General features: G+C 45.4%; 31 protein-coding genes. 23 read left to right on the plus strand and 8 right to left on the minus strand.

The features are described 5' to 3' along the window. Positions 1-49: 49 nt before the first annotated feature. From crp to A136_RS00605, 6 genes are all read right to left on the minus strand, one after another. Entirely contained in the window at positions 50-682 is a 633-nt protein-coding gene (gene crp, locus A136_RS00580; protein WP_004729651.1) for a cAMP-activated global transcriptional regulator CRP, read from the minus strand. Between the two features lie 239 nt (positions 683-921). Next, a complete protein-coding gene (locus A136_RS00585) occupies positions 922-1791 on the minus strand; it encodes a phosphoribulokinase (protein WP_010435210.1) in 870 nt (289 codons plus the stop codon). A 77-nt stretch (positions 1792-1868) separates the two neighbouring features. Then, positions 1869-2081, minus strand: a complete 213-nt coding sequence (locus tag A136_RS00590) for a YheU family protein (protein WP_010435208.1) — start codon at positions 2079-2081, stop codon at positions 1869-1871. Positions 2082-2176: 95 nt separating this feature from the next. Beyond that, positions 2177-3169 (minus strand): hydrolase, encoded by a 993-nt coding sequence (locus tag A136_RS00595; protein ID WP_019825349.1) that lies wholly within the window; start codon positions 3167-3169, stop codon positions 2177-2179. Between the two features lie 206 nt (positions 3170-3375). Next, entirely contained in the window at positions 3376-3846 is a 471-nt protein-coding gene (locus tag A136_RS00600) for a TIGR02444 family protein (RefSeq protein ID WP_017061113.1), read from the minus strand. After that, on the minus strand, positions 3843-5765 hold the full coding sequence (locus tag A136_RS00605; protein WP_017061112.1) for an ABC transporter ATP-binding protein: 1923 nt from the start codon (positions 5763-5765) through the stop codon (positions 3843-3845). The genes A136_RS00600 and A136_RS00605 overlap by 4 nt, the downstream gene beginning before the upstream one ends. Before the next feature lie 174 nt (positions 5766-5939). Here A136_RS00605 and kefG point away from each other — a divergent pair, with 174 nt between their 5' ends. The 5 genes from kefG (at position 5940) to A136_RS00630 (ending at position 10504) form a co-directional block, all read left to right on the plus strand. Then, a complete protein-coding gene (gene kefG, locus A136_RS00610; protein ID WP_017061111.1) occupies positions 5940-6524 on the plus strand; it encodes a glutathione-regulated potassium-efflux system ancillary protein KefG in 585 nt (194 codons plus the stop codon). After that, positions 6511-8307, plus strand: a complete 1797-nt coding sequence (gene kefB, locus A136_RS00615; protein WP_017063703.1) for a glutathione-regulated potassium-efflux system protein KefB — start codon at positions 6511-6513, stop codon at positions 8305-8307. The genes kefG and kefB overlap by 14 nt, the downstream gene beginning before the upstream one ends. Before the next feature lie 156 nt (positions 8308-8463). Further along, positions 8464-8664 (plus strand): YheV family putative zinc ribbon protein, encoded by a 201-nt coding sequence (locus A136_RS00620; RefSeq protein ID WP_029235155.1) that lies wholly within the window; start codon positions 8464-8466, stop codon positions 8662-8664. A 94-nt stretch (positions 8665-8758) separates the two neighbouring features. Continuing rightward, on the plus strand, positions 8759-9349 hold the full coding sequence (gene slyD, locus A136_RS00625; protein WP_017063705.1) for a peptidylprolyl isomerase: 591 nt from the start codon (positions 8759-8761) through the stop codon (positions 9347-9349). 189 nt (positions 9350-9538) lie between these two features. Beyond that, a complete protein-coding gene (locus A136_RS00630) occupies positions 9539-10504 on the plus strand; it encodes an isoaspartyl peptidase/L-asparaginase family protein (RefSeq protein WP_017063706.1) in 966 nt (321 codons plus the stop codon). A gap of 180 nt (positions 10505-10684) precedes the next feature. Here A136_RS00630 and A136_RS00635 read toward each other — a convergent pair whose 3' ends face one another. Together A136_RS00635 and A136_RS00640 are read right to left on the minus strand one after the other, a co-directional pair. After that, positions 10685-10912, minus strand: a complete 228-nt coding sequence (locus A136_RS00635) for a SlyX family protein (RefSeq protein ID WP_009848930.1) — start codon at positions 10910-10912, stop codon at positions 10685-10687. A gap of 5 nt (positions 10913-10917) precedes the next feature. Further along, positions 10918-11895, minus strand: coding sequence for a WD40 repeat domain-containing protein (locus A136_RS00640; protein WP_017063707.1), 978 nt, complete (start codon positions 11893-11895; stop codon positions 10918-10920). 131 nt (positions 11896-12026) lie between these two features. On the opposite strand from A136_RS00640, the gene fkpA reads away from it, so the two are divergent. The 18 genes from fkpA to rpsC all read left to right on the plus strand — a co-directional run bounded on the left by fkpA (position 12027) and on the right by rpsC (position 25301). Further along, the gene (gene fkpA / locus A136_RS00645; protein ID WP_017061105.1) at positions 12027-12803 is read left to right on the plus strand and encodes an FKBP-type peptidyl-prolyl cis-trans isomerase; all 777 of its coding nucleotides are present in this window, start codon (positions 12027-12029) and stop codon (positions 12801-12803) included. Positions 12804-12970: 167 nt separating this feature from the next. Next, the gene (locus A136_RS00650) at positions 12971-14164 is read left to right on the plus strand and encodes an ISL3 family transposase (protein ID WP_017063708.1); all 1194 of its coding nucleotides are present in this window, start codon (positions 12971-12973) and stop codon (positions 14162-14164) included. Between the two features lie 144 nt (positions 14165-14308). Then, positions 14309-15034, plus strand: a complete 726-nt coding sequence (locus A136_RS00655; RefSeq protein WP_004729851.1) for a helix-turn-helix transcriptional regulator — start codon at positions 14309-14311, stop codon at positions 15032-15034. Next, complete coding sequence (gene tusD / locus A136_RS00660) at positions 15028-15417, plus strand: sulfurtransferase complex subunit TusD (protein WP_017063709.1); 390 nt, start codon at positions 15028-15030, stop codon at positions 15415-15417. The genes A136_RS00655 and tusD overlap by 7 nt, the downstream gene beginning before the upstream one ends. Beyond that, complete coding sequence (gene tusC / locus A136_RS00665; RefSeq protein ID WP_017063710.1) at positions 15414-15770, plus strand: sulfurtransferase complex subunit TusC; 357 nt, start codon at positions 15414-15416, stop codon at positions 15768-15770. The genes tusD and tusC overlap by 4 nt, the downstream gene beginning before the upstream one ends. A gap of 8 nt (positions 15771-15778) precedes the next feature. Beyond that, on the plus strand, positions 15779-16054 hold the full coding sequence (tusB, locus tag A136_RS00670; RefSeq protein WP_017063711.1) for a sulfurtransferase complex subunit TusB: 276 nt from the start codon (positions 15779-15781) through the stop codon (positions 16052-16054). A gap of 182 nt (positions 16055-16236) precedes the next feature. Further along, a complete protein-coding gene (gene rpsL / locus A136_RS00675; protein WP_004737194.1) occupies positions 16237-16611 on the plus strand; it encodes a 30S ribosomal protein S12 in 375 nt (124 codons plus the stop codon). Between the two features lie 107 nt (positions 16612-16718). Further along, complete coding sequence (gene rpsG / locus A136_RS00680; RefSeq protein ID WP_010435163.1) at positions 16719-17189, plus strand: 30S ribosomal protein S7; 471 nt, start codon at positions 16719-16721, stop codon at positions 17187-17189. Positions 17190-17355: 166 nt separating this feature from the next. Beyond that, entirely contained in the window at positions 17356-19452 is a 2097-nt protein-coding gene (fusA, locus tag A136_RS00685; protein WP_017061101.1) for an elongation factor G, read from the plus strand. 147 nt (positions 19453-19599) lie between these two features. Then, entirely contained in the window at positions 19600-20784 is a 1185-nt protein-coding gene (tuf, locus tag A136_RS00690; protein WP_010435158.1) for an elongation factor Tu, read from the plus strand. Positions 20785-21230: 446 nt separating this feature from the next. Next, entirely contained in the window at positions 21231-21542 is a 312-nt protein-coding gene (rpsJ, locus tag A136_RS00695) for a 30S ribosomal protein S10 (protein ID WP_004736761.1), read from the plus strand. A 14-nt stretch (positions 21543-21556) separates the two neighbouring features. Then, the gene (gene rplC / locus A136_RS00700; RefSeq protein ID WP_004736763.1) at positions 21557-22186 is read left to right on the plus strand and encodes a 50S ribosomal protein L3; all 630 of its coding nucleotides are present in this window, start codon (positions 21557-21559) and stop codon (positions 22184-22186) included. Positions 22187-22202: 16 nt separating this feature from the next. Beyond that, a complete protein-coding gene (gene rplD / locus A136_RS00705) occupies positions 22203-22805 on the plus strand; it encodes a 50S ribosomal protein L4 (protein ID WP_004738803.1) in 603 nt (200 codons plus the stop codon). After that, the gene (gene rplW / locus A136_RS00710) at positions 22802-23104 is read left to right on the plus strand and encodes a 50S ribosomal protein L23 (protein ID WP_004736765.1); all 303 of its coding nucleotides are present in this window, start codon (positions 22802-22804) and stop codon (positions 23102-23104) included. The genes rplD and rplW overlap by 4 nt, the downstream gene beginning before the upstream one ends. 14 nt (positions 23105-23118) lie before the next feature. Further along, a complete protein-coding gene (gene rplB / locus A136_RS00715; RefSeq protein WP_010435149.1) occupies positions 23119-23943 on the plus strand; it encodes a 50S ribosomal protein L2 in 825 nt (274 codons plus the stop codon). Between the two features lie 19 nt (positions 23944-23962). After that, on the plus strand, positions 23963-24241 hold the full coding sequence (gene rpsS / locus A136_RS00720; RefSeq protein WP_004736729.1) for a 30S ribosomal protein S19: 279 nt from the start codon (positions 23963-23965) through the stop codon (positions 24239-24241). A 10-nt stretch (positions 24242-24251) separates the two neighbouring features. Beyond that, positions 24252-24584 carry a 50S ribosomal protein L22 gene (gene rplV, locus A136_RS00725; RefSeq protein ID WP_004736732.1) on the plus strand — a complete coding sequence of 111 codons (333 nt, stop codon included), beginning with the start codon at positions 24252-24254 and terminating at the stop codon, positions 24582-24584. An 18-nt stretch (positions 24585-24602) separates the two neighbouring features. Next, positions 24603-25301, plus strand: coding sequence for a 30S ribosomal protein S3 (rpsC, locus tag A136_RS00730; protein WP_004736734.1), 699 nt, complete (start codon positions 24603-24605; stop codon positions 25299-25301). Positions 25302-25312 lie beyond the last annotated feature (11 nt).

Consider the following 25312-nt stretch of genomic DNA (forward strand, 5'->3'; position numbering starts at 1 on the left):
CCAAATTTGCATTTGGTGGCTTTCAAATTTTATGCTCAGTTAATCGAGATTAACGAGTGCCATATACCACGATAGTTTTACCGTGTGCAGAAATTAGGTTCTGCTCTTCTAGCATCTTCAAGATACGACCAACTGTCTCACGAGAACAACCAACGATCTGGCCAATCTCTTGGCGAGTGATCTTGATTTGCATGCCGTCAGGGTGAGTCATTGCATCTGGTTGTTTTGCTAGGTTTAGTAGCGTTTGTGCGATACGACCAGTTACGTCAAGGAACGCTAAGTCACCAACTTTTTGGCTAGTTACTTGTAGACGGTTTGCCATTTGCGCTGATAGACGCATTAGGATGTCTGGGTTCACTTGGATAAGTTGACGGAATTTCTTGAAAGAAATTTCAGCTACTTCACAAGGAGATTTTGCACGAACCCAAGCTGTACGCTCTTGGTCTTCTTCGAATAAGCCTAGCTCACCGATGAAGTCGCCTTGGTTTAGGTAAGAAAGAATCATTTCCTTACCTTCTTCGTCTTTGATAAGAACTGCCACAGAACCTTTAACAATGTAGTACAAGGTTTCTGCCTTTTCACCAGCATGAATCAAAGTACTTTTTGATGGGTACTTATGAATATGACAGTGTGAAAGGAACCACTCTAATGTTGGATCGGTTTGAGGTTTACCTAGAACCATAATATCTCACTTCCTCTGCAGGGTATGCTTGCCGCTTTCCGTATTTTAGCTAAGCCTGGATTGACTTGTAGGATAAGAGCACTCGTTGAGCGCTGCAAGCTATCTTGTGTTTCGTTTAAGAATAGTATCCTTTTTCAGGTACTATTTCTTGATTTTAATCGTGACCAAGCTACGATTTTTTACGCAAAATTGTGCACATGATCACGGTATGAAAAGTAATCAACCAGAATGGTGCTCTGTTAACCAATTTTTCCGGTTTCGATGAGTTGTTGTAGGATCGGCCTTACAATGAGCTCCATAGCAAAACTCATCTTCCCTCCTGGTACCACAAGCGTGTTGTGGCGAGACATAAATGAGCCATCAATCATAGCTAAAAGGTAAGGGAAATCGACGTTTTTGATGCCGCGCAAACGTATAACAACGAAGCTTTCGTCTAAACTTGGGATCCCTTTAGCGTTGAGAGGGTTTGATGTGTCTACCGTTGGAACACGCTGAAAGTTGATGTGAGTACGCGAAAACTGAGGAGTAATGTAGTTAAGGTAATCATCCATCGAGCGAACAATCGAGTCCATTACTGCTTCACGTGAGTGACCACGATCGCGTGTGTCGCGAACGAATTTCTGGATCCATTCTAAGTTGACGATAGGTACCATGCCGATCAGCAAGTCGACGTGTTGAGAAACGTTAATGTCGCCATCAACCACACCGCCGTGCAGGCCTTCGTAAAACATCACATCGGAGTTTTCAGGGATCTCTTGCCATGGCGTGAAGGTGCCCGGCATTTGATTGTAAGGCACGGCTTCATCGAAGGTGTGTAGGTAGCTTCTTACTTTACCTGTACCTTCGTTACCGTATTTACGGAAGAACTCTTCTAGCGCACCAAAGTCGTTGGCTTGAGGACCAAAGTAGCTGATGTGCTTACCTTGCTCGCGCGCTTTACGGATCTCGACATCCATCTCTGGGCGAGTGAAGCGATGGAAACTATCCCCTTCAACCCAAGCGGCCTTCACGTCCATCATATTGAACATTTTACGGAAGGCTTCTGAGGTGGTGGTGGTGCCGGCTCCAGATGAACCCGTCACCGCAATAATTGGATGTTTAGCGGACATGACAACCCTTGTCTTTTGAGTAACTTACTTGTTAGCAATCGTTTACCACTATAACACGGCTCCTTTATGAGCGCAGCTTAGAAGCGTTTTGTGACTTGAATATCAACGGTTTCATGGAGCTCAGAAAACACAATGCTGACTTCTCCTGAAGCTAATTGATGTTTCACTTGATCAATCTTGTTTTGCAGTGAAACCTCTACGTCGCCGTAGTCTGTGCCTTCACGCAGCACGAACTCTTTGATGAGGTTTTCCAGTGTCTCTGGCGCAATGTCTTGCCATGGGATGATCATAAATACTTCTCTCTTTTATGTTCATAAATAGGTTTATTGATGTAGAAATGCGTGTGCTTAGTATTGTTTTACTTCTATTTACTAAGGCTCGGTCATTATGCCGAATCTTGGATACTTTCATAGTAGGCAGGCAAGGCTTCTTCTAACCAAAACCTTGGCTTGAGTGTACTGCCAGTAATAAACCCAACATGGCCGCCTTTTTGAAACAGTCGATAATCGATGTTATCGGGCAGAACAAATTTTGGGATCACATCATCGGTCATGAAAGGGTCGTCTTTGGCATGAATGATCTGAGTCGGTAGTTTGATCTTATTGAGCTTAGGCAGAGCAGAACATTGCGCATAATAATCTTGGGCATTTTTGAAGCCGTGCAGAGGCGCAGTGATTCGTTCATCAAACTCATACAGTTTGGTGATGTTCTTGATGGCTTCAGCGGTGATGCCAAGTTTTTCCTGCAGCAGGTTAACCTTTTTTAGCGCATTCGATTTTAGAGAGTTGAGCAGGTACTTCTTATAGAGCTTGGAGAAACCACGCTCAATACGACTAGAGCAACACGCTAAGTCAAAAGGAGCAGATACGATGGTCGCCGCCGACAGCAATGGGTCGTCTGCGTACTCAGCCAAATAGTTCGCCAGCATGTTTCCACCTAAAGATATGCCAACCGCAACCTTAGGGTTATTCGGAAACTGGGCGTGCAGGTGTCTTAGAAAAAAGCGCGCATCTTCGACTTCACCTGAATGGTAAGCGCGAGCCAGGCGATTGGGTTTTCCGCTGCAGCCTCTGAAGTGCATCATCACGGACAACCAACCATCTTTAGCAAACGCATTCATTAATCCATTGGCATAAGGGCTCTCAAAGCTACCTTCTAAACCGTGGAATAGAACGAATATCGGCTTGCTACTGCGATCATTCTTATTTGAGGTGTCACCGTCTGGTGATTCGCTCCAAGCAAGATCAAGAAAGTCACCATCGGGTGTTTCTAAGGTTTGCCAGTGAGGATGAAACAGCGCCTGCTTTCGAATAAACCGTGGCACTAAGGTTTGTAAGTGCGGATTAGAGAGACCAGCAGCTGCGGTAAATATTGTCATAAAAACGATCCATGCTTCTTTTACGGGTTTTGATAACGTGTTGAGTTTGTAACGAAACGCCCACGTTTTTATTTGAGCTTGGTTGATTCTCGGCATAAGCGCAAGGCTTCACTTATACGAGATACAAAAACAGGCTATGGGTAACCGTTTGAATAATATCAAGGTTAAGCTTGGATCTTGATTGAATAAAAGGGAAAGAGAATGAGCTAGGGCTGTGGTGCTGGTTCAGAAAAAGCGTCGTAGAGGTTTTCAGCCCCTAATAAACGACAGTACTGAAAAGTGAGCGGTGATTGCTGGTTAGCGTACAGCTGTAGGGAGTTTATACAGTCGACCAGATCGGACTGTTGTTGCTTTTCAAGCTGTAACTCAAACTTTAGCGCTTCACGGTATAGAGAGTCGACAACGTGTGCTTTGAGATGTTTACGTAGCTCTCGATAGCTATGAAGCAGGGTTTCAGAGCGGCTCAAGCACTGTTGAACCTTGTGCCACTCCTCTTCAGCAAAAGACAATTGCTGCTCATCAAGCCATTTGAGAAGCAGCAGTAGATTGACGTTGCCGTGGAACTGGTTTTGCAAAGCTAGGCACGCATCCTTTACACCGCGCACACTGTAATACTGAAGGCTAAATTGCCATAGTCGTTCCAGTGTTAGTGATATTGGGGCGTGCTCTGGACTCATAAGCTATCCATATCCTGTTCCATCTGCTCAAGCTCTTCTTGAGTGGACATCCAATCCATTTCAACTTCTTCTAGCTGTGACTTACTGCTCGCTTGGAGAGCGAGTACTTTATTCAGTTTAGCCTTATTTTCAGCTTCATACAGTGAAGTGTCGGATAATTCTTGTTCGGCTTCTTCAAGAGCCTGCGTTAATTTATCCATCTGCTTTTCAAATTGAGTGAGCTTTTTACGAAGTGGTGCCGTCAGTTTACGGAACTCGGCTTCTTTTCGTTTCTGCTCTTTTTTCGCTGCTGCACTGTTGGCGCCGTCTTTTGCTGGTGCCAATGCTTGTGCTTCTTTGCGCTCAACTTTCTGCTGTTCGGTTAGCCACTTGTAGTAATCGCTTAAGTCACCATCAAACGGTGCTACTTGGCGGTCGTGTACAAGGTATAAATCATCGGTAGTCGCACGCAGTAGGTAACGGTCGTGCGATACGATAACCATTGCGCCTTCAAATGTCTGCAGGGCAAAAGTCAGCGCTTGACGCATGTCGAGATCCAAGTGGTTGGTTGGTTCATCGAGTAGCAACAGGTTTGGTTTTTGCCATACCAGTAGCGCTAATACTAAACGCGCTTTTTCACCACCAGAGAAGGGTGCTACTTTATCGAGCGCTTTTTCACCTTGGAAACCGAAGCTACCTAGGTAATCACGCAATTGTTGCTCGGTGTGTTTAGGGGCAATCTGCATCATGTGCTGCAGCGGTGTTTCTTCTGGGTGCAACGTTTCTAACTGGTGCTGTGCAAAGTAACCAATCTTAACGCCTTGCGAATAACTCAGTTCACCGCCTTGCTGTTTAAGTTCGCCAGAAAGCAGTTTAATCAGTGTTGATTTACCAGCACCATTTCGGCCAAGCAAACCAATACGACTGCCCGGTACTAGGTTCAAGCGAATCTTTTCTAGAATCAGATTGTCATCATAGCCCGCTGATACTTCATCCATCATCATGATTGGGTTTGGTAGTGCGTCTGGTTCTCTAAATTCAAAGCTGAATGGGTTATCAAACTGAGCAGGCAGCACTTGTTCCATTTTCTCTAGCGCTTTAATACGGCTTTGCGCTTGGCGAGCCTTTGAAGCTTTGTAACGGAAACGGTCAATGTAGCTCTGCATGTGAGACATCTGTTTCTGCTGCTTTTGGTACATCGCTTGTTGCAGAATCAGTTTTTGCGCTCGTTGGGTTTCGAACGATGAGTAGTTACCCGTGTACTCATTGAGCTGTTGGTTTTCAACGTGCACGATGCGGTTGACGATAGGGTCTAAGAAGTCTCTATCGTGCGAGATAAGCACTAGCGTGCCAGGGTAGCTTTGTAACCAACGCTCGAGCCACATTACTGCGTCTAAATCCAAGTGGTTGGTAGGCTCATCGAGTAGCAGTAGGTCACTGCGACACAGTAGGGCTTGCGCTAGGTTCAAACGCATACGCCAACCACCTGAGAATTGAGTCAGGTTCCATGTCATTTGTTCTTGGCTAAAGCCTAGGCCATCCAGTAACTCGGCAGCACGTGCCTTTATGCTGTAACCACCAATGGTTTCAATCTTGCCGTGGATCTCTGCTACCAATGTGCCATTGTCGGCTTGTTCAGCTTTCTCTAGTTGATCTTCAAGGCCGCGGTATTCACGGTCGCCATCAATCACGTATTCAATTGCTGTTCTTTCTAATGCAGGTGTTTCTTGAGCAACCCAAGCCATTTCCCAATGGGCTGGTTTACTGAATGAACCCGCATCAATAGACAGTTCGTCCTTAATTAAGGCGAATAGCGTAGATTTACCACAGCCGTTTTTACCAACCAAACCGATCTTGTCGCCAGGGTGAAAAGTCGCAGATGCTTGGTCGAGGAGTGGCTTACCGCCGCGTAGCAATTGAATATCAGAGAAAGTAATCATAATTGAAATAGCATAGAAATTAGAGGTGAACAGACGCCTGCATAGTAGGCTGAAACCAGATAAAAGTCGATCACAATGCAATTTGCGTTATGATGCCAATAACATATTAATAACTTTTGCTTAAATTCTTGTGGCCTTGCCACCGTTTAGCCCTCAAAGGAATGTTTCAAAGGAATGAGTAATACTCCCTCGACAGACAAAGTCGTGCCAAAGGTGTTGATCATCTACGCGCACCCAGAGCCGCAAACCTCTATTGCTAACCAGATGATGGTTAAGAAGGTAGAGTCGCTCGGTCATGTCAAAGTTCATGATCTCTACGCCATCTACCCTGACTTCTTTATTGATGTGCCTTATGAGCATGAATTGCTCCTTCAGTACGATGTGATCGTGTTTCAGCATCCTCTGTTCATGTATTCCTGTCCTTCATTGTTAAAAGAGTGGTTTGATCGCGTGTTAGGCAAGGGCTTTGCTTTTGGTGAGCAAAGTGCGCTTAAAGGCAAACACTGGCGCAGTGTGATTACTACCGGTGGTAAAGAAGAGGCGTTTGGTGCCGCAGGTTATAATAAATATCCATTACAAGAGATCTTGCAACCATTCGAGCTCACCGCTGCTTTGTGTCAAATGAACTGGATATCCCCTTTGGTTTTACACTGGGCAAGAAATGTCACCGATATGACGCGTTACCAACACGCCGAAGCGTATCGAAATTGGTTGCGAGACCCGCTACAAGATATAGGAGCAGATGATGGCTCTGACTAATGATTTTCTACAAAGTAGCGTTATATTTTTAGCGGCTGCTGTGGTTGCGGTTCCTATCGCACAGCGCGCCGGTTTGGGTTCAGTACTCGGTTACCTATTAGCAGGTGTGGCAATTGGCCCATGGGGGCTGGGCTTAATCAGTGATGTAGAGGCGATTCTGCACTTCTCCGAATTCGGGGTGGTACTGCTGCTCTTCCTGATTGGTTTAGAGCTTAACCCGAAAAAACTGTGGCAGATGCGAGCCCCCATTCTCGGGTTGGGCGGCGCGCAAGTGCTGATCACCACTCTAATTATTACCGCCATCGCCTGTCTATTTGGATTAACCTGGCAAACCAGTCTCGTGATAGGTATGGGTTTGGCGCTGTCTTCGACTGCGATTGCCTTGCGTGTTATTGAAGAGCGAGAGCTCGGCGGCAAAGAAGCAGGGCAGTCGGGCTTTGCAGTACTGCTTTTCCAAGATATCGCTGTTATTCCAATGCTAGCAATGTTGCCTCTACTTGCGGGTAATACCGGCGGTAGCTGGGCTGACATGCTGTGGATGCTGGGTGGCGTGATTGGCCTACTGGTCGGTGGCCACTTCTTGTTGAGACCACTTTTCCGATACGTAGTGATGAGTGGTGTGCGTGAGTTATTCACCGTCGCGGCGCTGTTACTTGTGATTGGTATTGCTGTGATCATGCAACGGATTGGCTTGTCGATGGCATTAGGTACCTTCCTAGCGGGCGTACTTCTGGCTGAAAGTGAATATCGACACGAGCTTGAGATCGCGATTGATCCATTCAAAGGTTTACTGCTTGGTCTGTTCTTTATCTCTGTGGGTATGGCGGTAAACCTAGGTCTACTGGCAGAAAGCCCATTCGCAATACTTATTGCAGTGTCGTCGCTAGTCGTATTGAAAGGTTTGGTGCTGTATGCGCTGGCTCGTATCTTCGGCACTCAAGCTAAAGCACGCAGCCGAATGGCGATGATCCTTAGCCAAGGTGGTGAGTTCGCTTTCGTTATTTTTACTGCGGCGAGTGCGCAAGGCATCTTAAGTGGCGAACAAGTGTCGTTCTTACTGGTGGTTGTGAGCCTTTCTATGGTGACCACGCCATTGATGCTTAAACTGCAAGACCGATTCTTTGCACGTCAGCTTAATCAAATCAGTGAAAGTGCGATGTCTTCGGATGTGGTTGATCGCAGCCCTCGAGTGATTATTGCGGGCTTTGGTCGTTTTGGTCAGATCATTGGTCGTCTGATGTATGCCAACAAGATTCGTATCACTGTCCTTGAAAGTGATGCCAGCCAAATACACATCCTTAGAAAGTTCGGCTACAAGGTGTTTTACGGAGACTCGACTCACCTAGAGCTATTACGCGCAGCCGGTGCTGATAAAGCAGAGGCGATTGTGTTGTGTACTGACTCCCCTGATGAAATCATGAAAACCGTCGATTTATGTAAGCAGCACTTCCCACGCTTAAAGATCTTGGCGCGTGCACGAAGCCGTGTTGAAGCGTATCAACTACTTAACCACGGTGTGAGTAACTATTCGCGTGAAACCTTCCTTGGAGCATTGGATTTAGGTCGTCAAACATTGACTGAACTTGGCATGCATCCATATAAAGCGAAGCGAGCAGAAGCACACTTTAGAAAGTTGGATAATGGTATGCTGAAAGAGTTGCTGCCTCAGCATAACGAAGATGCCGAGTTAGCCCAAAGAGCGAAAGAGGCTCGTAAAGAACTTGAAGAGATCTTTGGACACGAGATGGAAAACGATCACCAATCTCGAAACTATTGGCAGTAGCTTGAAGTGATAACTCATGCTTGAGCTTAGAAATAGAGCTTGGGCATAGAAATAACAGACTATAGAACTAACCTAATAATAAACGCGGTCTCTGCTTAACTTATCAATAAAGTGAGTGGGAAGAACCGCGAATCCAGAGTAGTAAAGGATATGAACGTGAAACAGAAAAAACGCTTTATCGCAGGGGCAAGCTGCCCAAGTTGCAGTACTCAAGACGCACTCCGTTGGTGGATTGAAAATAATATCGAGCTGGTGGAATGTGTCGATTGTGACTTCACAGAACAGCGTAAACCGAAAACTGTAGAGAAATCTGAACACGCGAATCAAGAAATGATCGGTATTTTTAAGCCAGAATGATTGAGTTTCGTTAATTGATCCCCATAATATCCCGGTACAGAATTTTTCCTAAGCTCAACTGTTCGAGCTTAGTCCAAACCTCCTTGGAGCTCTCATGAAAATTGAAAAGAACGTAGTAGTTAGTGTTGCATATCAAGTGAAACTTGAAGATGGCGTAGTAGTTGACCAATCAACTGCAGAAGCTCCACTAGATTACCTTCACGGTCACAACAACCTAATTACAGGTCTTGAAAAAGAGCTTGAAGGCAAAGTAGCTGGCGACAAGTTCTCAGCAACGGTTACTCCAGAAGACGCTTACGGCGAGCACAACGATGACTTAGTTCAACGTGTTCCTGCAGACGTATTCCAAGGTGTTGAGCAAATCGAAGTTGGCATGCGTTTCCTAGCTGATACTGACCAAGGTCCAATCCCAGTTGAAGTTACTGAAGTAGATGGCGACGAAGTTGTTGTTGATGGTAACCACATGCTAGCTGGCCAAACTCTAACGTTTGACGTTGAAGTTGTAGCGGTTCGTGAAGCGACTGAAGAAGAAGTTCAACACGGTCACGTACACCAAGAAGGCGGCTGTGGCGGTCACGACCACGATCATGACCACGAAGGCGGTTGCTGTGGTGGCGAAGGCCATGACCACGGTGAAGAGAAAAAAGACGGCTGCTGCGGCGGCGGTAGCTGTGGTTCTCACTAATACCGAATTAACGGTTTAGTTTAAGAATCTTGAAAGCCTCCCTTGTGGAGGCTTTTTGCGTTTAGGAGTCTCGCATTTATCTACTGAGCCAAGTATTCGCAAAAAGTTTGGTTTTCGCTATCAGACATAGAACCATGGATGTGGTATTGATAGCACAACATTATAAGACGACGTCAGTGGAGAATTCGCATGTCACAACCTTTTTCAATTGCCATTCATGGTGGTGCAGGAACCATCTTGCGAGAGCAAATGAGCGATGAATTAAAAGCGGGTATTACCGAGGCTTTGGAAAAATCGGTTTTGGCTGGTTATCAAATATTGCAAGCGGGTGGTGATGCTCTGGATGCGGTAGTGGCATCGGTTAAGGTGATGGAAGACAGCCCGCACTTTAATGCCGGTAAGGGCTCTGTTTTAACGCATGATGAATTTGTTGAGATGGACGCTTCTGTGATGCACGGCCGCGAAATGGATGCGGGTGCTATTGCAGGGGTTCGCCATATCAAAAATCCAATAGAGCTTGCGCGTGATGTGATGCTGAAAATCGACCATGTGCTGCTGATTGGTGAAGGTGCCGAGAAGTTTGCGTTTGAGCATGAGTACACCTTTACTGAGCAAGACTACTTCTTTACTGAGCGCCGCTATGATCAACTTCAGTCGATGAAAGAGAAAGGCATCTTTGCTCTGTCTGAAGCGAAATATGATGAACAGCAAGCTGAGAAATACCCAGATGACAAAAAGTACGGCACGGTCGGTGCAGTCGCATTAGACCAAGCGGGTAACTTAGCAGCAGCAACCAGTACCGGTGGCGTGACCAATAAGAAATACGGTCGCGTGGGTGATTCTCCGATTATTGGGGCGGGAACCATCGCTGAAAATGGCAACGTTGCCGTCTCAACAACCGGGATGGGTGAGTTCTTCCTACGTAAAATGGTCGCCAGCGATGTCGCAGCCCGAATGCGTTATCTGAAAGAAGATGTGCACACCGCTTGTGAAACGATCATTCAAGGTGAATTGAAAACCATGGGTGGAGAAGGTGGCTTGATCGCGATCGATGGCCAAGGCGATATTCATTTTGGTATGAACAGCTCAGGAATGTATCGTGCAAGCGTTGATACTCAAGGTCGTGTTGAAGTGAAGATTTATGCCGACGACTAAGTTGGTATCGGCTTAATTGGCTTTAGCTTATTCACTGAGATGAAATAAACAAAAGGGCGACAGATAAGTATCTGTCGCCCTCTTAGTTTTCTATGTCCCGTCCTGAAATGTGTTTACACATTGAGGACGAGAAACTAACGATATGCGTCGTTAGATTTAATTGGTTATTTTGAACCGCACTTAATAGTGTGGAGGTGGCGTCTCTTCTGATGCGTCAGCTAGATTAGAGCCATCCATATTTTTTACTTTGCCAACCACGAACTTCATCTGATCTTGCATTCTCGTGATTAACATTTGTTGTTGGCTAAGCGCTTCATTGAGTTCTTCAATGGTCTGTTCTTGGAAAGCTAGCTGACACTCTAGGTCATTTACGCGGCTTTCTAGTTGTTCAACTCGCTTTTCTGTCATCGTTCTTAATCCACATTCCAAGCTTGGGCAATGCCCGCAGAGGTGCCCGATATCACACGGTTCTTATCATCAAAGGCTGCATCATACACTACCGCACGAGGAGGGCGAGCATCTTTTAATGGCTCAGCATCGTGGCGAGAAATTCGCTTGCCATCCTGAGTATTCCACACACTCACTTGGCTGGATGGTGTGCCCGTCACCAACATACTGCCGTCATCAGAAAAACGCGCACTCGAGAAAATCAACTGTCGAGACCAGCTTTGCAATTGCGCTTGAGGTTCGCCCGTTTCAAGATCCCAAATCATCGCTTGATTGCCGCCATCAGAGGTAAAAGCCAGCTCGCCATCGCGTTGTAGCGCGACTCGTACTACTCTTTGTTCATGCTCAAAGGTGCGTAATACCAAGCCTGACTCGGTATCCCACAGGTAGGCTTTATAGTCGTTGCCGCCTGATAATGCGTAGCGGCCATTAGAAGAGAGGGAGACTGAATTCACTTTTTCTCGGTGAGCAAGGAACTCCAGACGGCGTCCGGTGACTAAGTCCACATAGATGGCTTTTCCATTAGAAAGGCCAAGCAGTACTTTTTCACCATTGCTAGAGATATCGACATCGCGAATCAAGCCGTCGGAGATAGACCAGAGCCCTTGTGCTTGAGTCCAAGATAAGTCCCAAACGGCGAAGTTCATCTGGCTAGCGGTAATGGCAAAACGGCCATTGTCCGAGATACGGATACGCGATACTTGGTTTTCTAACTGGTCTTGTGGACCAAGCTGAGCCAACTCTTGGTCTTCGGCGAGGTCCCAAAGGAGCAGTTGCTTTTGCTGAGAGTAGAGCAGGGCGAAGCGTCCATCTCTGCTGAGTGCAAAGCTGGTGGCACCATTGGGCTCAATTTCCCAACGCTGCTCATCATCTTGGAAGAAAAAGCAACCATTTAACAAGGTGATGACAATTGTACATAGCAATGAGTGGAAAAATATTCGCATCACATCTAATAATCCGGTTTGTGTCGAAAGACATATGACTAGTATATTGTTATAACTAACGTATTCACACCAATCTAATCATTAGATTTGTGCACAATAACCAATGGCTTGGCCATTAATTGGAGAATTCAATGAAATCAGTTTTAAAAGTATCACTGCTTGCCGCAACGGTTATGCTAGCAGTTGGTTGTCAGAAAGAAGAACCAAAGGCAGAAGCTCCACAGGTAGAAGAAGTTAAAGTTGAAGCAGTAAACTTTAAAACAGAAGATGACAAAGCGGCTTACGCAATCGGTGTATCTTTCGCTAACTACCTAAGCACAAGCATTGATAAGCCAAGCGAGCTAGGTATCAACCTAGACAAAGATATGGTTCTTCAAGGTATCGAAGACGTATTCGCAGAGAAAACAGCACTTAACGAAGAAGAAACTCGCGCAGCTCTTGAAGCTCTAGACAAGCGTGTTGCTGAAACGATGCAAGCACAAGCGGCAGAAAAATCTGCAGAAGTGAAGAAAGCCGGTGATGACTTCCGCGCTGAGTTCGCTAAAACTGAAGGCGTTAAGCAAACTGAATCTGGTCTACTTTACCAAGTAATGACTGCTGGTGAAGGCGCTTCTCCAAAAGACACTGATACCGTTCAAGTACACTACAAAGGTACGCTAACAGACGGTACTCAGTTCGACAGCTCTTACGATCGTGGCGAACCAGCAACATTCCCACTAAACCGCGTAATCCCAGGCTGGACTGAAGGCGTACAACTGATGCAAGTTGGTTCTAAGTACAAGTTCGTTATCCCACCAGAGCTAGCATACGGTGAGCAAGACACACCGACTATCCCTGCTAACTCAACGCTAGTATTCGAAGTAGAACTACTAAACATCGATAATGCTGAAGCAGCTCCTGCACAGTAATATCGGTTAAAAGCCTCGTACTAAAATACGTTGATTGAATAAAAAGCCTAACTTTGAGTTAGGCTTTTTTTAGGTTCATCGCGGATTAGCGGGAACTAAAAACAAAAACGGTAGTAAGTGATATGGTTTAGTCGCCAAACAAAAATCATACACAAACTACCGTTTTCATGCCGAATCATACTTTCCTATCTTCATTCTGGGAAGGCTTTCAAATAGTAAAGTCTCACCAGACAGCATCACTTATTACCCTGACTCTTAAACCTAACTCTGAGGCTAAGTGCCTTTGTGGTCTTGAAGCCGAAGCTATCCACGAGTATCAATGGCGTCATGTGAAAGAAGCCATGTTGCTCGGTGTTCCTGTTGAACTTTCCGTTCAAACACGAAGAATTAAGTGTCGTGACTGCGGCATCAAAACAGAGTCTCTATCTTGGTTAGAGCCTTATGCTCGTATAACGAAGCGCCTAAAAAGTTATATAGAACAACTGCTGCCTCTTCTTCCCATTAAGCATATCTCCCAGTTAACGAGCGTACATTGGCACACCATTAAAGAGATAGATAAACGCCGACTTCGACAAGTGGTGCCGTCAGTGAAATGGGAAGAGCTAAGGCAACTCGTCATGGACGAGTTCGCTATCTTTAAAGGGCATAGGTATGCCACGGTCATTGCTGACGCTAAGACTCATCAAGTCATTTGGATAGGGTTAGGCCGTAGCCGCAAGGACATACGACCGTTCTTCGAGCTGTTAGGCAAGCATGGCAATAATATCGAAGCGGTCGCGATGGACATGAATACGGCTTTTGACCTTGAAGTTCAAGCGCACTGCCCGAACGCAAAAATCGTTTACGACTTATTCCATGTTGTTGCTAAGTTCGGTCGTGAGGTAATGGATAGAGTCAGAGTCGACCAAGCCAACAAACTCAAGCAAGATAAAAAAGCGAGGCAATGGGTCAAGCGCTCACGCTGGGTGTTGTTGAAAAATAGAGGCAACTTAAATCCACGGCAAGACAGCTATCTTACAGAAATATTGAATATCAATAAGGACTTAATGACCACTTATATACTCGGGGCACAACTCAAAGAGCTTTGGTATTGTGAATCAGAAGCACATGCTAAAGGGCTCTGGGAGGCTTGGTGGGCACAAGTACAAGAGAGTGGAATTAAGCCATTGAAAGAGTTCGCACGAAAACTGAGTCCTTATCTTCACGGTATTATCGCATCGGCAAGTTATCCGCTAAACACCTGCACCCTAGAAGGGATAAACAACAAGATAAAGCTAATCAAGCGAATGGGGTATGGGTATCGAGATACCGACTACTTCTTCTTGAAGATAAAAGCGGCTTTCCCCGGAAAGCCGCGATGAACCTTTTTTTATGATTTGAAGATGAGTATTTGATTTTTAAACTTGTTCTAAATCACTAGTTGCAATGTTAGCTAGGTGTGCAATTAAAATTTTCTGATAAACTTACATAAATTTGTTGATTTTTCACACGAAGGTAAGGAATAAGTGACTACTACAGAAACAGTCAATGCAGATGTGTTACTTGAAATGGAATCAGTCCACGTTATGCCATTCAGTGAACACGATAAAATCATTCTAAGATCTTATGAGGCCGTTGTTGACGGTATTGCGAGCCTTATTGGTCCGTTTTGTGAAATCGTTTTGCACTCTTTAGAAGACCTCAATACTTCTGCGATTAAAATTGCCAACGGCGAAAATACAGGTCGTCAGGTTGGCTCGCCGATCACCGATCTTGCATTGAAGATGCTAAAAGATATTGAAGGTTCTAAGCGTAACTTCTCACGTTCATACTTCACTCGCGCTAAAGGCGGAGTGTTGATGAAGTCGATCACGGTTGCTATCCGCAACGGTGAAGACCGAGTGATTGGCCTACTGTGTATTAACGTGAATCTAGACGCGCCATTCTCACAAGTGCTGCAATCGTTCATGCCTACACAAGACGCAGACGAAGCCGCATCATCGGTTAACTTCGCTAGTGACGTTGAAGAACTTGTCGACCAAACGGTTGAACGCACCATTGAAGAAATTAACGCTGACAAATCGGTATCGAACAATACTAAGAACCGTCAGATCGTGATGGAGCTGTACGACAAAGGTATTTTCGATATTAAAGACGCGATCAACCGCGTTGCTGAGCGACTGAACATCTCTAAGCACACCGTGTACCTATACATCCGCCAACGTAAAACAGAGGATGAAGAGGGTTGCTAAGCTATACACTCCTAGTGAATGGGCCAGTCTATGGCTCACAGTCAGCAAGAAGTGCCTACCAGTTTGCCGTGGCTCTGATTAAACAGGGCCACAAACTTCACAGTGTGTTCTTCTATCAAGATGGCGTCAGTAACGGCTCAGACCTTACCGTACCGGCTAACGATGAATTTGATTTAGCTTCTGCTTGGCAAAAGCTGGCTGATGAACACGATGTTAGCCTTGAAACCTGTGTGGCAGCTGCGCTAAGACGCGGAGTGATTAGCTCTGAAGAAGCAGAGCAACATCAACTAAGTGCCTCTAACCTAGCCACTGGATTTACTCAAGCCGGATTAGGGAGCTTATCGGAAGCGCTACTAACGCAAGATAGGGTTGTGCAGTTTTGAGAAAGTTAGCCTTTATATTTAACAGTTTCCCTCATACGACCGCTGCGGGTAGAGAAGGGTTAGACGCCCTGCTTGCTGCGTCCGCATATAGTGAAGACATTGCCGTGTTCTTTGTTGGCGATGGCGTGACACAGCTTCTCAAAGCGCAGCAGCCCGACGAAACACTATCGCGTGACTACATCTCTGCATTCAAACTTATGGACCTGTACGACATCGAACAGGTGTATGTGTGTCAGCGTAGTCTGAGTCAGTTTGGTCTTTCAGCAGACAACCTGCTGATCGATGTGACCACCGTTGAAGCCGACGAGTTAACGCAGAAGTTAGCTCAGTGCCAACAGATACTGACTTTCTAGGGGACGCTATGCTTCATATTGTAAAATCAGTCGACAAACTTAAACTCGCATTGACCTATTCTCAGCCACAAGATCAGTATCTTTTGGTGGAAGATGCGGTGTATGTTTGCCTTCCCAATCATGAGTTATTCACTCAAATCTGCGCAGTAGAGCAGGTGTCGGTGTTAAAACCAGATCTCGATAGCCGAGGTTTACAACTACTTGTCTCAAGTACCATTGATCAAGTTGACTTCGATGGCTTCGTTAAACTGACGGTTTTGAACGACAAATCAGTCACTTGGTAGCTGTGTTTTATCAGTTTGGTTAAAAGTAGACCATCCTGAGCTCTAGACGGCTAAAAAAGATCTGTATATTTCTTGACACACCTCCCACTGCTGAATAGAATTTTGCGTCCCTAATTACGACTTGTGATTAGGGATAGATTTTTCACAAAGCTTACTTTCAAGTAAATTTCAGGAGCTAGTTAATGGCAACTATTAACCAGTTGGTTCGCAAACCTCGTGTAAAGCAAGTTGTTAAAAGCAACGTGCCTGCACTAGAAGCGTGCCCACAAAAACGTGGTGTATGTACTCGTGTTTACACTACTACACCTAAAAAACCTAACTCGGCACTACGTAAAGTATGTCGTGTACGTCTAACTAACGGTTTCGAAGTAACTTCGTACATCGGCGGTGAAGGCCACAACCTACAAGAGCACAGTGTTGTACTAATCCGTGGCGGTCGTGTAAAAGACCTTCCGGGTGTTCGTTACCACACTGTTCGCGGCGCACTTGACTGTGCTGGCGTTAACGACCGTAAACAAGGTCGTTCTAAGTACGGTGTGAAACGTCCTAAGTCTTAATTGATTCTCTTTTTTAAAAAGAAATCGTTAAGTAAGGCCAAACACTATTTTATTTATTATTCTGAAAAGTTTTGGAAAAAACCTGAAGAAGACAACGGAGAATATCCATGCCACGTCGTCGCGTAATAGGTCAGCGTAAGATCCTTCCAGATCCTAAGTTCAAATCTGAATTGCTGGCAAAATTCGTTAACATCCTTATGGTTGACGGAAAGAAATCTACTGCAGAAAAAATCGTTTACACTGCACTAGATTCAATGGCTGAGAAGTCTGGTAAAGACCACTTAGCTGTATTTGAAGAAGCTCTTGAAAATGTTCGCCCAGCGGTAGAAGTTAAATCTCGCCGTGTAGGTGGTTCAACTTACCAAGTACCTGTAGAAGTTCGTCCGGTTCGCCGTAACGCTCTTGCTATGCGTTGGGTAGTTGAAGCTGCGCGTAAGCGTGGTGAAAAATCTATGGCTCAACGCCTAGCTGCTGAAATGCTAGACGCGTCTGAGAACAAAGGTACTGCGGTTAAGAAACGTGAAGACGTTCACCGCATGGCTGACGCAAACAAAGCGTTCGCACATTACCGTTGGTAATACCTTTTTAGTGCTGCAAGGTTCCTTGCAGCACTTCTTTAGTTCCTATGCTTATGCTAGGAACTATTGCTATTTCTAGGGCAAGCAATTTTTAGCGAAGCATCGCTTTTAACGCCTAATCTAGACATAGCAATAGTCCCTAAGTCTCTAATAAGAGGATTCAACCGTGGCTCGTAAAACTCCTATAGAGCAATACCGTAATATCGGTATCGTTGCTCACGTAGATGCAGGTAAAACAACCACAAGTGAACGTATTCTGTTCTATACCGGTCTTTCTCACAAAATCGGTGAAGTTCACGATGGTGCAGCAACCATGGACTGGATGGAGCAAGAGCAAGAGCGCGGTATTACGATCACTTCAGCAGCAACCACTACGTTTTGGCGTGGTATGGAAGCTCAGTTCTCGGACCACCGTATTAACATCATCGACACTCCTGGACACGTTGACTTCACAATCGAAGTAGAACGTTCTCTGCGTGTGCTTGATGGTGCAGTTGTTGTGTTCTGTGGCTCATCTGGTGTTGAACCTCAGTCAGAGACAGTATGGCGTCAAGCTGATAAGTACCAAGTTCCACGTATGGTTTTCGTTAATAAAATGGACCGTACCGGCGCTGACTTCTTGCGCGTAGTTGAACAGATCAAGGACCGCTTAGGCGCAACTCCTGTTCCAATTCAACTGAACATTGGTGCTGAAGAAAACTTCCAAGGCGTTGTCGATCTTATCAAGATGAAGGCAATTAACTGGAATGAAGCTGACCAAGGCATGACTTTCACGTACGAAGATATTCCTGCAGACATGCAAGAAATGGCTGAAGAATATCGTACAGAACTTGTTGAAGCTGCTGCAGAAGCAAATGAAGAGCTGATGGATAAGTACCTTGAAGAAGGTGAACTAACAGAAGCTGAAATCAAACAAGGTCTTCGTACTCGTACCCTTAATAATGAAATCGTACTTGCTACTTGTGGTAGTGCATTCAAAAACAAAGGTGTACAAGCTGTTCTAGATGCAGTTGTTGATTTCCTTCCTTCTCCAGTCGATGTACCTGCAATTAAAGGTATCGATGAAGATGAGAACGAAGCAGAGCGTCACGCAGACGACAAAGAACCGTTCTCAGCGCTAGCATTTAAGATTGCAACAGACCCATTCGTTGGTACTTTAACTTTCATCCGTGTTTACTCTGGTGTTGTTGAAAGCGGTAAAACAGCTTATAACTCTGTGAAGAAACAACGTGAACGCTTGGGTCGCATTGTTCAAATGCACTCAAACAAGCGAGAAGAAGTAAAAGAAGTACGAGCAGGTGACATCGCAGCCATCATTGGCCTGAAAGATGTGACTACTGGTGAAACCCTTTGTGACCAGAACCATAAGATTGTTCTTGAGCGCATGGAGTTCCCAGACCCAGTTATTCAGATCGTTGTAGAGCCAAGCTCTCAAGCTGATCAAGATAAAATGACTATCGCTCTAGGTAAACTAGCAGCGGAAGACCCATCGTTCCGCGTTGATATGGATGCGGAAACTGGCCAGACTCTGATTTCTGGTATGGGTGAACTACACTTAGATATCATCGTTGACCGTATGAAGCGCGAATTTAGCGTGAACTGCAACGTTGGTAACCCGCAAGTGGCTTACCGTGAGACTATTCGTGGTACAGCGAAAGCGGAAGGTAAATTTATCCGTGAACATGGTGGTAAAGGTCAGTACGGTCACGTATGGCTGAAACTAGAACCATCAGAAGCTGGCGAAGGCTTTGTCTTTGTGGATGAAATTGCCAATGGTATCGTACCGAAAGAGTTTATCGCTTCAGTTGCTAAAGGCGTTGAAGAGCAGATGAACAATGGTGTGCTTGCTGGCTATCCAGTTTTGGATATCAAAGCTACACTATATGATGGTTCTTACCATGAAACAGATTCAAGTGAGATGGCGTTTACAATCGCTGCCTCTATGGCTTTCAGAACGGGTGCACTTGAAGCGCAACCGGTTCTGCTTGAGCCTATGATGAAAGTTGAAGTAACTACTCCAGAAGACTGGATGGGTGACGTTGTTGGCGATATTAACCGTCGTCGCGGCATCATCGAAGGTATGGACGAGGGGACAGCTGGCCTGAAGATAATTCGTGCACAAGTTCCGTTGTCTGTCATGTTCGGTTACGCAACTGATTTACGTTCTGCGACACAAGGTCGTGCTTCTTACTCTATGGAGTTTAGTGAGTACGCTGAAGTGCCTAACAATGTTGCAAAAGCAATCATTGCAGAGCGTGGTTAAACAAAAGGAAGGCATTTTTTTTCATTTTTTGAAAGAACAATGCGTCCAAATATTGCGCTAACGAGAGTTGGCGCATAAAATAGCAATTTCTGGCGCGTCTCGCTCAATAATGAACGTGGCGAATCATAACTAGGAAGGAACACGATTGTGTCTAAAGAAAAATTTGAACGTACGAAACCGCACGTAAACGTTGGTACTATCGGCCACGTTGACCACGGTAAAACAACTCTAACTGCTGCTATCTGTACTACTCTTGCAAAAGTGTACGGTGGTGTTGCTAAAGATTTCGCATCTATCGATAACGCTCCAGAAGAGCGTGAGCGCGGTATCACAATCGCAACTTCTCACGTTGAGTACGATACTCCAGCACGTCACTACGCACACGTAGACTGTCCAGGACACGCGGATTATGTTAAAAACATGATCACTGGTGCTGCACAAATGGACGGCGGTATCCTAGTTGTTGCTGCGACTGACGGCCCTATGCCTCAAACTCGTGAGCACATCCTACTTGGTCGTCAAGTTGGTATCCCTTACATCATCGTATTCATGAACAAATGTGACATGGTAGATGACGAAGAGCTACTTGAGCTAGTTGAGATGGAAGTTCGTGAACTTCTTTCTGAATACGACTTCCCAGGTGATGACCTACCAGTTATCCAAGGTTCTGCACTTGGCGCACTAAACGGCGAGAAGCAGTGGGAAGACAAGATCGTTGAGCTTGCAGAAGCACTAGATTCTTACATTCCTGAGCCAGAGCGTGCAGTTGACCAACCGTTCCTACTACCAATTGAAGATGTATTCTCAATTCAAGGTCGTGGTACTGTTGTAACTGGTCGTATCGAGCGCGGTATCCTACGTGTAGGTGACGAAGTAGAAATCGTTGGTATCAAAGAGACTACTCTTACTACTTGTACTGGTGTTGAAATGTTCCGTAAACTGCTTGACGAAGGTCGTGCAGGTGAGAACGTTGGTGCACTTCTACGTGGTACTAAGCGTGATGACGTTGAACGTGGTCAAGTACTTTCTGCGAAAGGTTCTATCAACCCACACACTAAGTTTGAGTCTGAAGTATACGTACTTTCTAAAGACGAAGGCGGCCGTCACACTCCTTTCTTCAAAGGTTACCGTCCACAGTTCTACTTCCGTACAACTGACGTAACAGGCGACATCACTCTACCAGAAGGCGTAGAAATGGTAATGCCAGGTGACAACGTTCAAATGACTGTTGAGCTAATCGCTCCAATCGCAATGGACGAAGGTCTACGTTTCGCAATCCGCGAAGGTGGCCGTACAGTTGGTGCTGGTGTTGTAGCTAAAATCTTCGCTTAATAGCATTTAGATTTTTGCACTCTCTTCATTAGAAGAGCACGCATCTGAAAAGGGGAGCTTCGGCTTCCCTTTTGTTTTCTCAAAAGAAATATTACCTTCCATCTATCTTCTTCCCTCTCGATACAAAACCAACTTCCAATAAATTGCGATTATTTTTCCAACACTACTTGCATACTAAAGTGTGATCTGTATAATGCATCGCACTGGCTAACGCTGGTTGTGAACCAATGAGCACTGAGGAGTAGGTCTTACCTAGTAATGTATACTCAGCTTATGTTCGCGGTTAATAAAAATAGTAAACTTCTTGTTTACTTCAAAAGTTAACTGACAATGCGTCCTAATTTTGGGTGCTACGGTTTCACATAAATCAATCGGCATTCTCTCGTTTTATCGGGTTTGAGTGGCGATATTGTTTGTGTAATTTTTAATAATTGGAGCTCTGTCTCATGCAGAACCAACGTATTCGTATCCGCCTTAAAGCGTTTGATTACAAGCTAATCGATGCTTCAACTGCGGAAATCGTTGAAACAGCAAAACGTACTGGCGCACAGGTTCGTGGTCCTATTCCACTTCCTACTCGTAAAGAGCGTTTCACTGTTCTTACCTCTCCACACGTCAACAAAGATGCACGTGATCAGTACGAAATCCGTACTCACAAGCGTTTGATCGACATCGTTGAGCCAACAGATAAAACTGTTGATGCTCTAATGCGTCTTGATCTTGCAGCTGGCGTTGATGTTCAAATCAGCCTAGGTTAAGGGAGATAAGAATAATGATTGGTCTAGTCGGACGTAAAGTGGGTATGACCCGCGTATTTACTGAAGAAGGCGTTTCTATCCCAGTAACTGTTGTTGAGGTTGAAGCGAACCGTATTTCTCAAGTTAAAACTCTTGAGACAGACGGCTACGCAGCAATCCAAGTAACTACTGGTGCTAAGAAAGCTAACCGTGTAACTAAACCTGAAGCTGGTCACTTCGCGAAAGCGGGTGTAGAAGCAGGTCGCGGTCTTTGGGAATTCCGTTTAGAAAACGGCGAAGAGTTTGAAGTTGGCGCTGAGCTAAACGTAGAACTTTTCAACGAAATTAAAAAAGTAGACGTTACTGGTACATCTAAAGGTAAAGGCTTCCAAGGCGCTATCAAGCGTTGGAACTTCTCTACTCAAGATATGACTCACGGTAACTCTTTGTCTCACCGCGCACCGGGTTCAATTGGCCAATGTCAAACTCCAGGCCGCGTGTTTAAAGGCAAGAAAATGGCAGGTCACATGGGTGCTGAGCGTGTAACGACTCAAAACCTAGAGATCGTACGTGTTGACGCTGAGCGCAATCTACTCCTTATTAAAGGTGCAGTACCGGGCTCAACAGGCGGAAACGTGATCGTAAAACCTGCTGTTAAAGCATAACGTCTAGGAGTAAGTAATGGAATTGATGGTTAAAGGTGCTGATGCACTAACTGTTTCCGAGACTACTTTCGGACGTGACTTCAACGAAGCTCTTGTACACCAAGTAGTTGTTGCATATGCAGCAGGTGCTCGTCAAGGTACTCGTGCTCAAAAGACTCGTTCTGAAGTATCTGGCGGTGGCGCTAAGCCATGGCGTCAAAAAGGTACTGGCCGCGCACGTGCTGGTACAATTCGTAGCCCAATCTGGCGTACAGGTGGTGTTACTTTTGCTGCGAAACCACAAGATCACAGCCAAAAAGTAAACAAAAAAATGTACCGCGGTGCTATGAAGAGCATTCTTTCTGAGCTAGTTCGTCAAGAGCGTTTAATCGTTGTTGATAACTTCTCTGTAGAAGCACCAAAAACAAAAGAACTTGTAGCTAAGCTTAAAGAGCTTGAGCTAAGCGACGTTCTGATTGTGACTGGCGAAGTAGATGAAAATCTATTCTTAGCTGCTCGTAACCTATACAAAGTAGATGCACGTGATGTTGCTGGTGTTGATCCAGTATCACTAATCGCTTTCGACAAGGTTCTAATGACTGCTGACGCAGTTAAGCAAGTTGAGGAGATGCTAGCATGATCACTGAAGAGCGTATCTTAAAAGTTCTACGTGCTCCGCACATCTCTGAAAAAGCAACTATGGCAGCTGAGAAAGCGAACACTATCGTTTTCAAAGTAGCTAAAGATGCAACTAAGAAAGAGATCAAAGCAGCTGTAGAAAAGCTATTTGAAGTTGAAGTTAAGTCTGTAAATACTCTTGTATTAAAGGGTAAGACCAAACGTCAAGGTATGCGTGAAGGCCGTCGTTCAGACGTTAAGAAAGCCTACGTTACTTTGAAAGAAGGTCAAGATCTTGACTTCGTTGGCGGCGCGGAATAACAGGAGTAGTAAAAATGGCTATTGTTAAATGTAAGCCGACTTCCCCTGGTCGTCGTCACGTCGTTAAAGTTGTTAACGCTGACCTACACAAGGGTAAGCCATACGCACCACTTCTAGAGAAAAACTCTAAGAACGGTGGTCGTAACAACAACGGTCGTATTACAGTACGTCACATCGGTGGTGGTCATAAGCACCATTACCGTGTAATTGACTTCAAACGTACTAAAGATGGCATCCCAGCGAAAGTTGAGCGTCTAGAATACGATCCAAACCGTAGTGCTAACATCGCTCTAGTTCTGTACGCAGACGGTGAGCGTCGTTACATCATTGCACCTAAAGGTGTTAACGCAGGCGACCAGATTCAATCTGGCGTAGATGCTGCAATCAAAGCAGGTAACACTCTGCCGATGCGCAACATCCCAGTAGGTTCTACTGTACACTGTGTTGAACTTAAGCCTGGTAAAGGTGCTCAACTAGCTCGTTCGGCTGGTGCTTATGCTCAAATCATCGCTCGCGATGGTGCATACGTAACTATCCGTCTACGTTCTGGTGAGATGCGCAAAGTTCTTTCTGAAGGTCGTGCAACGATCGGTGAAGTTGGTAACTCTGAGCATATGCTACGTGAACTTGGTAAAGCTGGTGCTTCACGCTGGCGCGGCGTACGTCCAACCGTACGTGGTGTAGTAATGAACCCGGTGGATCACCCACATGGTGGTGGTGAAGGCCGCACATCTGGTGGTCGTCACCCAGTTTCTCCTTGGGGCGTTCCTACTAAGGGCTTCAAGACTCGTAAGAACAAGCGCACTGACAAGTACATCGTACGTCGTCGCACTAAATAATTTATAAAGAGGAATCGCCATGCCACGTTCTCTCAAGAAAGGTCCTTTTATTGACCTACACTTGCTGAAGAAGGTAGAGAAAGCGGTGGAAAGCGGAGACAAAAAGCCTATTAAGACTTGGTCCCGTCGCTCAATGATCATCCCAACAATGATTGGTTTGACCATCGCTGTCCATAATGGTCGTCAGCACGTTCCAGTTTTCGTTACCGAAGAAATGATCGGTCACAAACTGGGCGAATTTGCACCAACTCGTACTTATCGCGGTCATGCTGCAGATAAGAAAGCTAAGAAGAAATAAGGAGTAGATGATGGAAGCTTTAGCTAAACATAACTTTGCTCGTATTTCTCCACAGAAAGCTCGCTTAGTTGCAGACCAAATTCGCGGTAAGTCGGTAGACCAAGCTCTAGAAATTCTAACTTTCAGCAACAAAAAAGCTGCTGTATTAGTTAAGAAGGTTCTTGAGTCAGCTATCGCTAACGCGGAACATAACGAAGGTGCAGATATCGACGATCTAAATGTCGCTAAAATCTTCGTAGATGAGGGCCCTATCATGAAGCGTATTATGCCTCGTGCTAAAGGTCGTGCGGATCGTATCTTGAAGCGTTCAAGCCACATCACTATTGTTGTAGCAGATCGCTAAAGACTAGGAGAGTAAGCAATGGGTCAGAAAGTACATCCTAATGGTATTCGTCTTGGCATCGTTAAGCCTTGGAATGCTACATGGTTTGCTAATACCAACGAATTCGCTGACAACCTAGACGGCGACTTCAAGGTACGTCAGTTCCTTACAAAGGAACTACAAAAAGCATCATTATCTCGTATCGTTATCGAGCGTCCAGCTAAGAGCATCCGTGTGACTATTCACACTGCTCGTCCTGGCGTTGTTATCGGTAAGAAAGGTGAAGACGTAGAGAAGCTACGCGCAGCTGTAGCTAAAATCGCAGGTGTACCAGCGCAAATTAACATCGCTGAAGTACGTAAGCCTGAGCTAGATGGTCAGCTTGTAGCTGATAGCATCGCGTCTCAACTAGAGCGTCGTGTTATGTTCCGTCGTGCAATGAAGCGTGCGGTACAAAATGCTATGCGTCTAGGCGCTAAAGGCATCAAAGTACAAGTAGGCGGCCGTCTTGGCGGTGCTGAAATCGCACGTTCTGAGTGGTACCGTGAAGGCCGTGTGCCTCTACACACTCTACGTGCAGACATTGATTACGCAACTTCTTCGGCTCACACTCAATACGGTGTGATCGGCATTAAAGTTTGGATCTTCAAAGGTGAGATTCTAGGCGGTATGCCAGCTGCTAACGCAGTAGAGCCAAAAGGCGATAAGCCTAAGAAGCAGCGTAAAGGCCGTAAGTAAGGAGTCGAACG

Source organism: Vibrio crassostreae 9ZC13 (assembly GCF_000272045.2).
Taxonomy (GTDB): Bacteria; Pseudomonadota; Gammaproteobacteria; order Enterobacterales; family Vibrionaceae; genus Vibrio; species Vibrio crassostreae_C.

What these genes read in the sequence shown, in the direction of transcription:
- A136_RS00585 (WP_010435210.1), bottom strand. Translation starts at nt 1,791, where the DNA reads ATGTCCGCTAAACATCCAATTATTGCGGTGACGGGTTCATCTGGAGCC.
- A136_RS00600 (WP_017061113.1), bottom strand. Translation starts at nt 3,846, where the DNA reads ATGAGTCCAGAGCACGCCCCAATATCACTAACACTGGAACGACTATGG.
- A136_RS00595 (WP_019825349.1), bottom strand. Translation starts at nt 3,169, where the DNA reads ATGACAATATTTACCGCAGCTGCTGGTCTCTCTAATCCGCACTTACAA.
- fkpA (WP_017061105.1), top strand. Translation starts at nt 12,027, where the DNA reads ATGAAATCAGTTTTAAAAGTATCACTGCTTGCCGCAACGGTTATGCTA.
- rplB (WP_010435149.1), top strand. Translation starts at nt 23,119, where the DNA reads ATGGCTATTGTTAAATGTAAGCCGACTTCCCCTGGTCGTCGTCACGTC.
- A136_RS00605 (WP_017061112.1), bottom strand. Translation starts at nt 5,765, where the DNA reads ATGATTACTTTCTCTGATATTCAATTGCTACGCGGCGGTAAGCCACTC.
- slyD (WP_017063705.1), top strand. Translation starts at nt 8,759, where the DNA reads ATGAAAATTGAAAAGAACGTAGTAGTTAGTGTTGCATATCAAGTGAAA.
- rplD (WP_004738803.1), top strand. Translation starts at nt 22,203, where the DNA reads ATGGAATTGATGGTTAAAGGTGCTGATGCACTAACTGTTTCCGAGACT.
- kefB (WP_017063703.1), top strand. Translation starts at nt 6,511, where the DNA reads ATGGCTCTGACTAATGATTTTCTACAAAGTAGCGTTATATTTTTAGCG.
- crp (WP_004729651.1), bottom strand. Translation starts at nt 682, where the DNA reads ATGGTTCTAGGTAAACCTCAAACCGATCCAACATTAGAGTGGTTCCTT.
- A136_RS00640 (WP_017063707.1), bottom strand. Translation starts at nt 11,895, where the DNA reads ATGCGAATATTTTTCCACTCATTGCTATGTACAATTGTCATCACCTTG.
- rpsG (WP_010435163.1), top strand. Translation starts at nt 16,719, where the DNA reads ATGCCACGTCGTCGCGTAATAGGTCAGCGTAAGATCCTTCCAGATCCT.
- A136_RS00635 (WP_009848930.1), bottom strand. Translation starts at nt 10,912, where the DNA reads ATGACAGAAAAGCGAGTTGAACAACTAGAAAGCCGCGTAAATGACCTA.
- A136_RS00590 (WP_010435208.1), bottom strand. Translation starts at nt 2,081, where the DNA reads ATGATCATCCCATGGCAAGACATTGCGCCAGAGACACTGGAAAACCTC.
- kefG (WP_017061111.1), top strand. Translation starts at nt 5,940, where the DNA reads ATGAGTAATACTCCCTCGACAGACAAAGTCGTGCCAAAGGTGTTGATC.
- rpsS (WP_004736729.1), top strand. Translation starts at nt 23,963, where the DNA reads ATGCCACGTTCTCTCAAGAAAGGTCCTTTTATTGACCTACACTTGCTG.
- rplV (WP_004736732.1), top strand. Translation starts at nt 24,252, where the DNA reads ATGGAAGCTTTAGCTAAACATAACTTTGCTCGTATTTCTCCACAGAAA.
- rpsC (WP_004736734.1), top strand. Translation starts at nt 24,603, where the DNA reads ATGGGTCAGAAAGTACATCCTAATGGTATTCGTCTTGGCATCGTTAAG.
- rplC (WP_004736763.1), top strand. Translation starts at nt 21,557, where the DNA reads ATGATTGGTCTAGTCGGACGTAAAGTGGGTATGACCCGCGTATTTACT.
- A136_RS00630 (WP_017063706.1), top strand. Translation starts at nt 9,539, where the DNA reads ATGTCACAACCTTTTTCAATTGCCATTCATGGTGGTGCAGGAACCATC.
- rplW (WP_004736765.1), top strand. Translation starts at nt 22,802, where the DNA reads ATGATCACTGAAGAGCGTATCTTAAAAGTTCTACGTGCTCCGCACATC.
- rpsL (WP_004737194.1), top strand. Translation starts at nt 16,237, where the DNA reads ATGGCAACTATTAACCAGTTGGTTCGCAAACCTCGTGTAAAGCAAGTT.
- tusB (WP_017063711.1), top strand. Translation starts at nt 15,779, where the DNA reads ATGCTTCATATTGTAAAATCAGTCGACAAACTTAAACTCGCATTGACC.
- rpsJ (WP_004736761.1), top strand. Translation starts at nt 21,231, where the DNA reads ATGCAGAACCAACGTATTCGTATCCGCCTTAAAGCGTTTGATTACAAG.
- A136_RS00650 (WP_017063708.1), top strand. Translation starts at nt 12,971, where the DNA reads ATGCCGAATCATACTTTCCTATCTTCATTCTGGGAAGGCTTTCAAATA.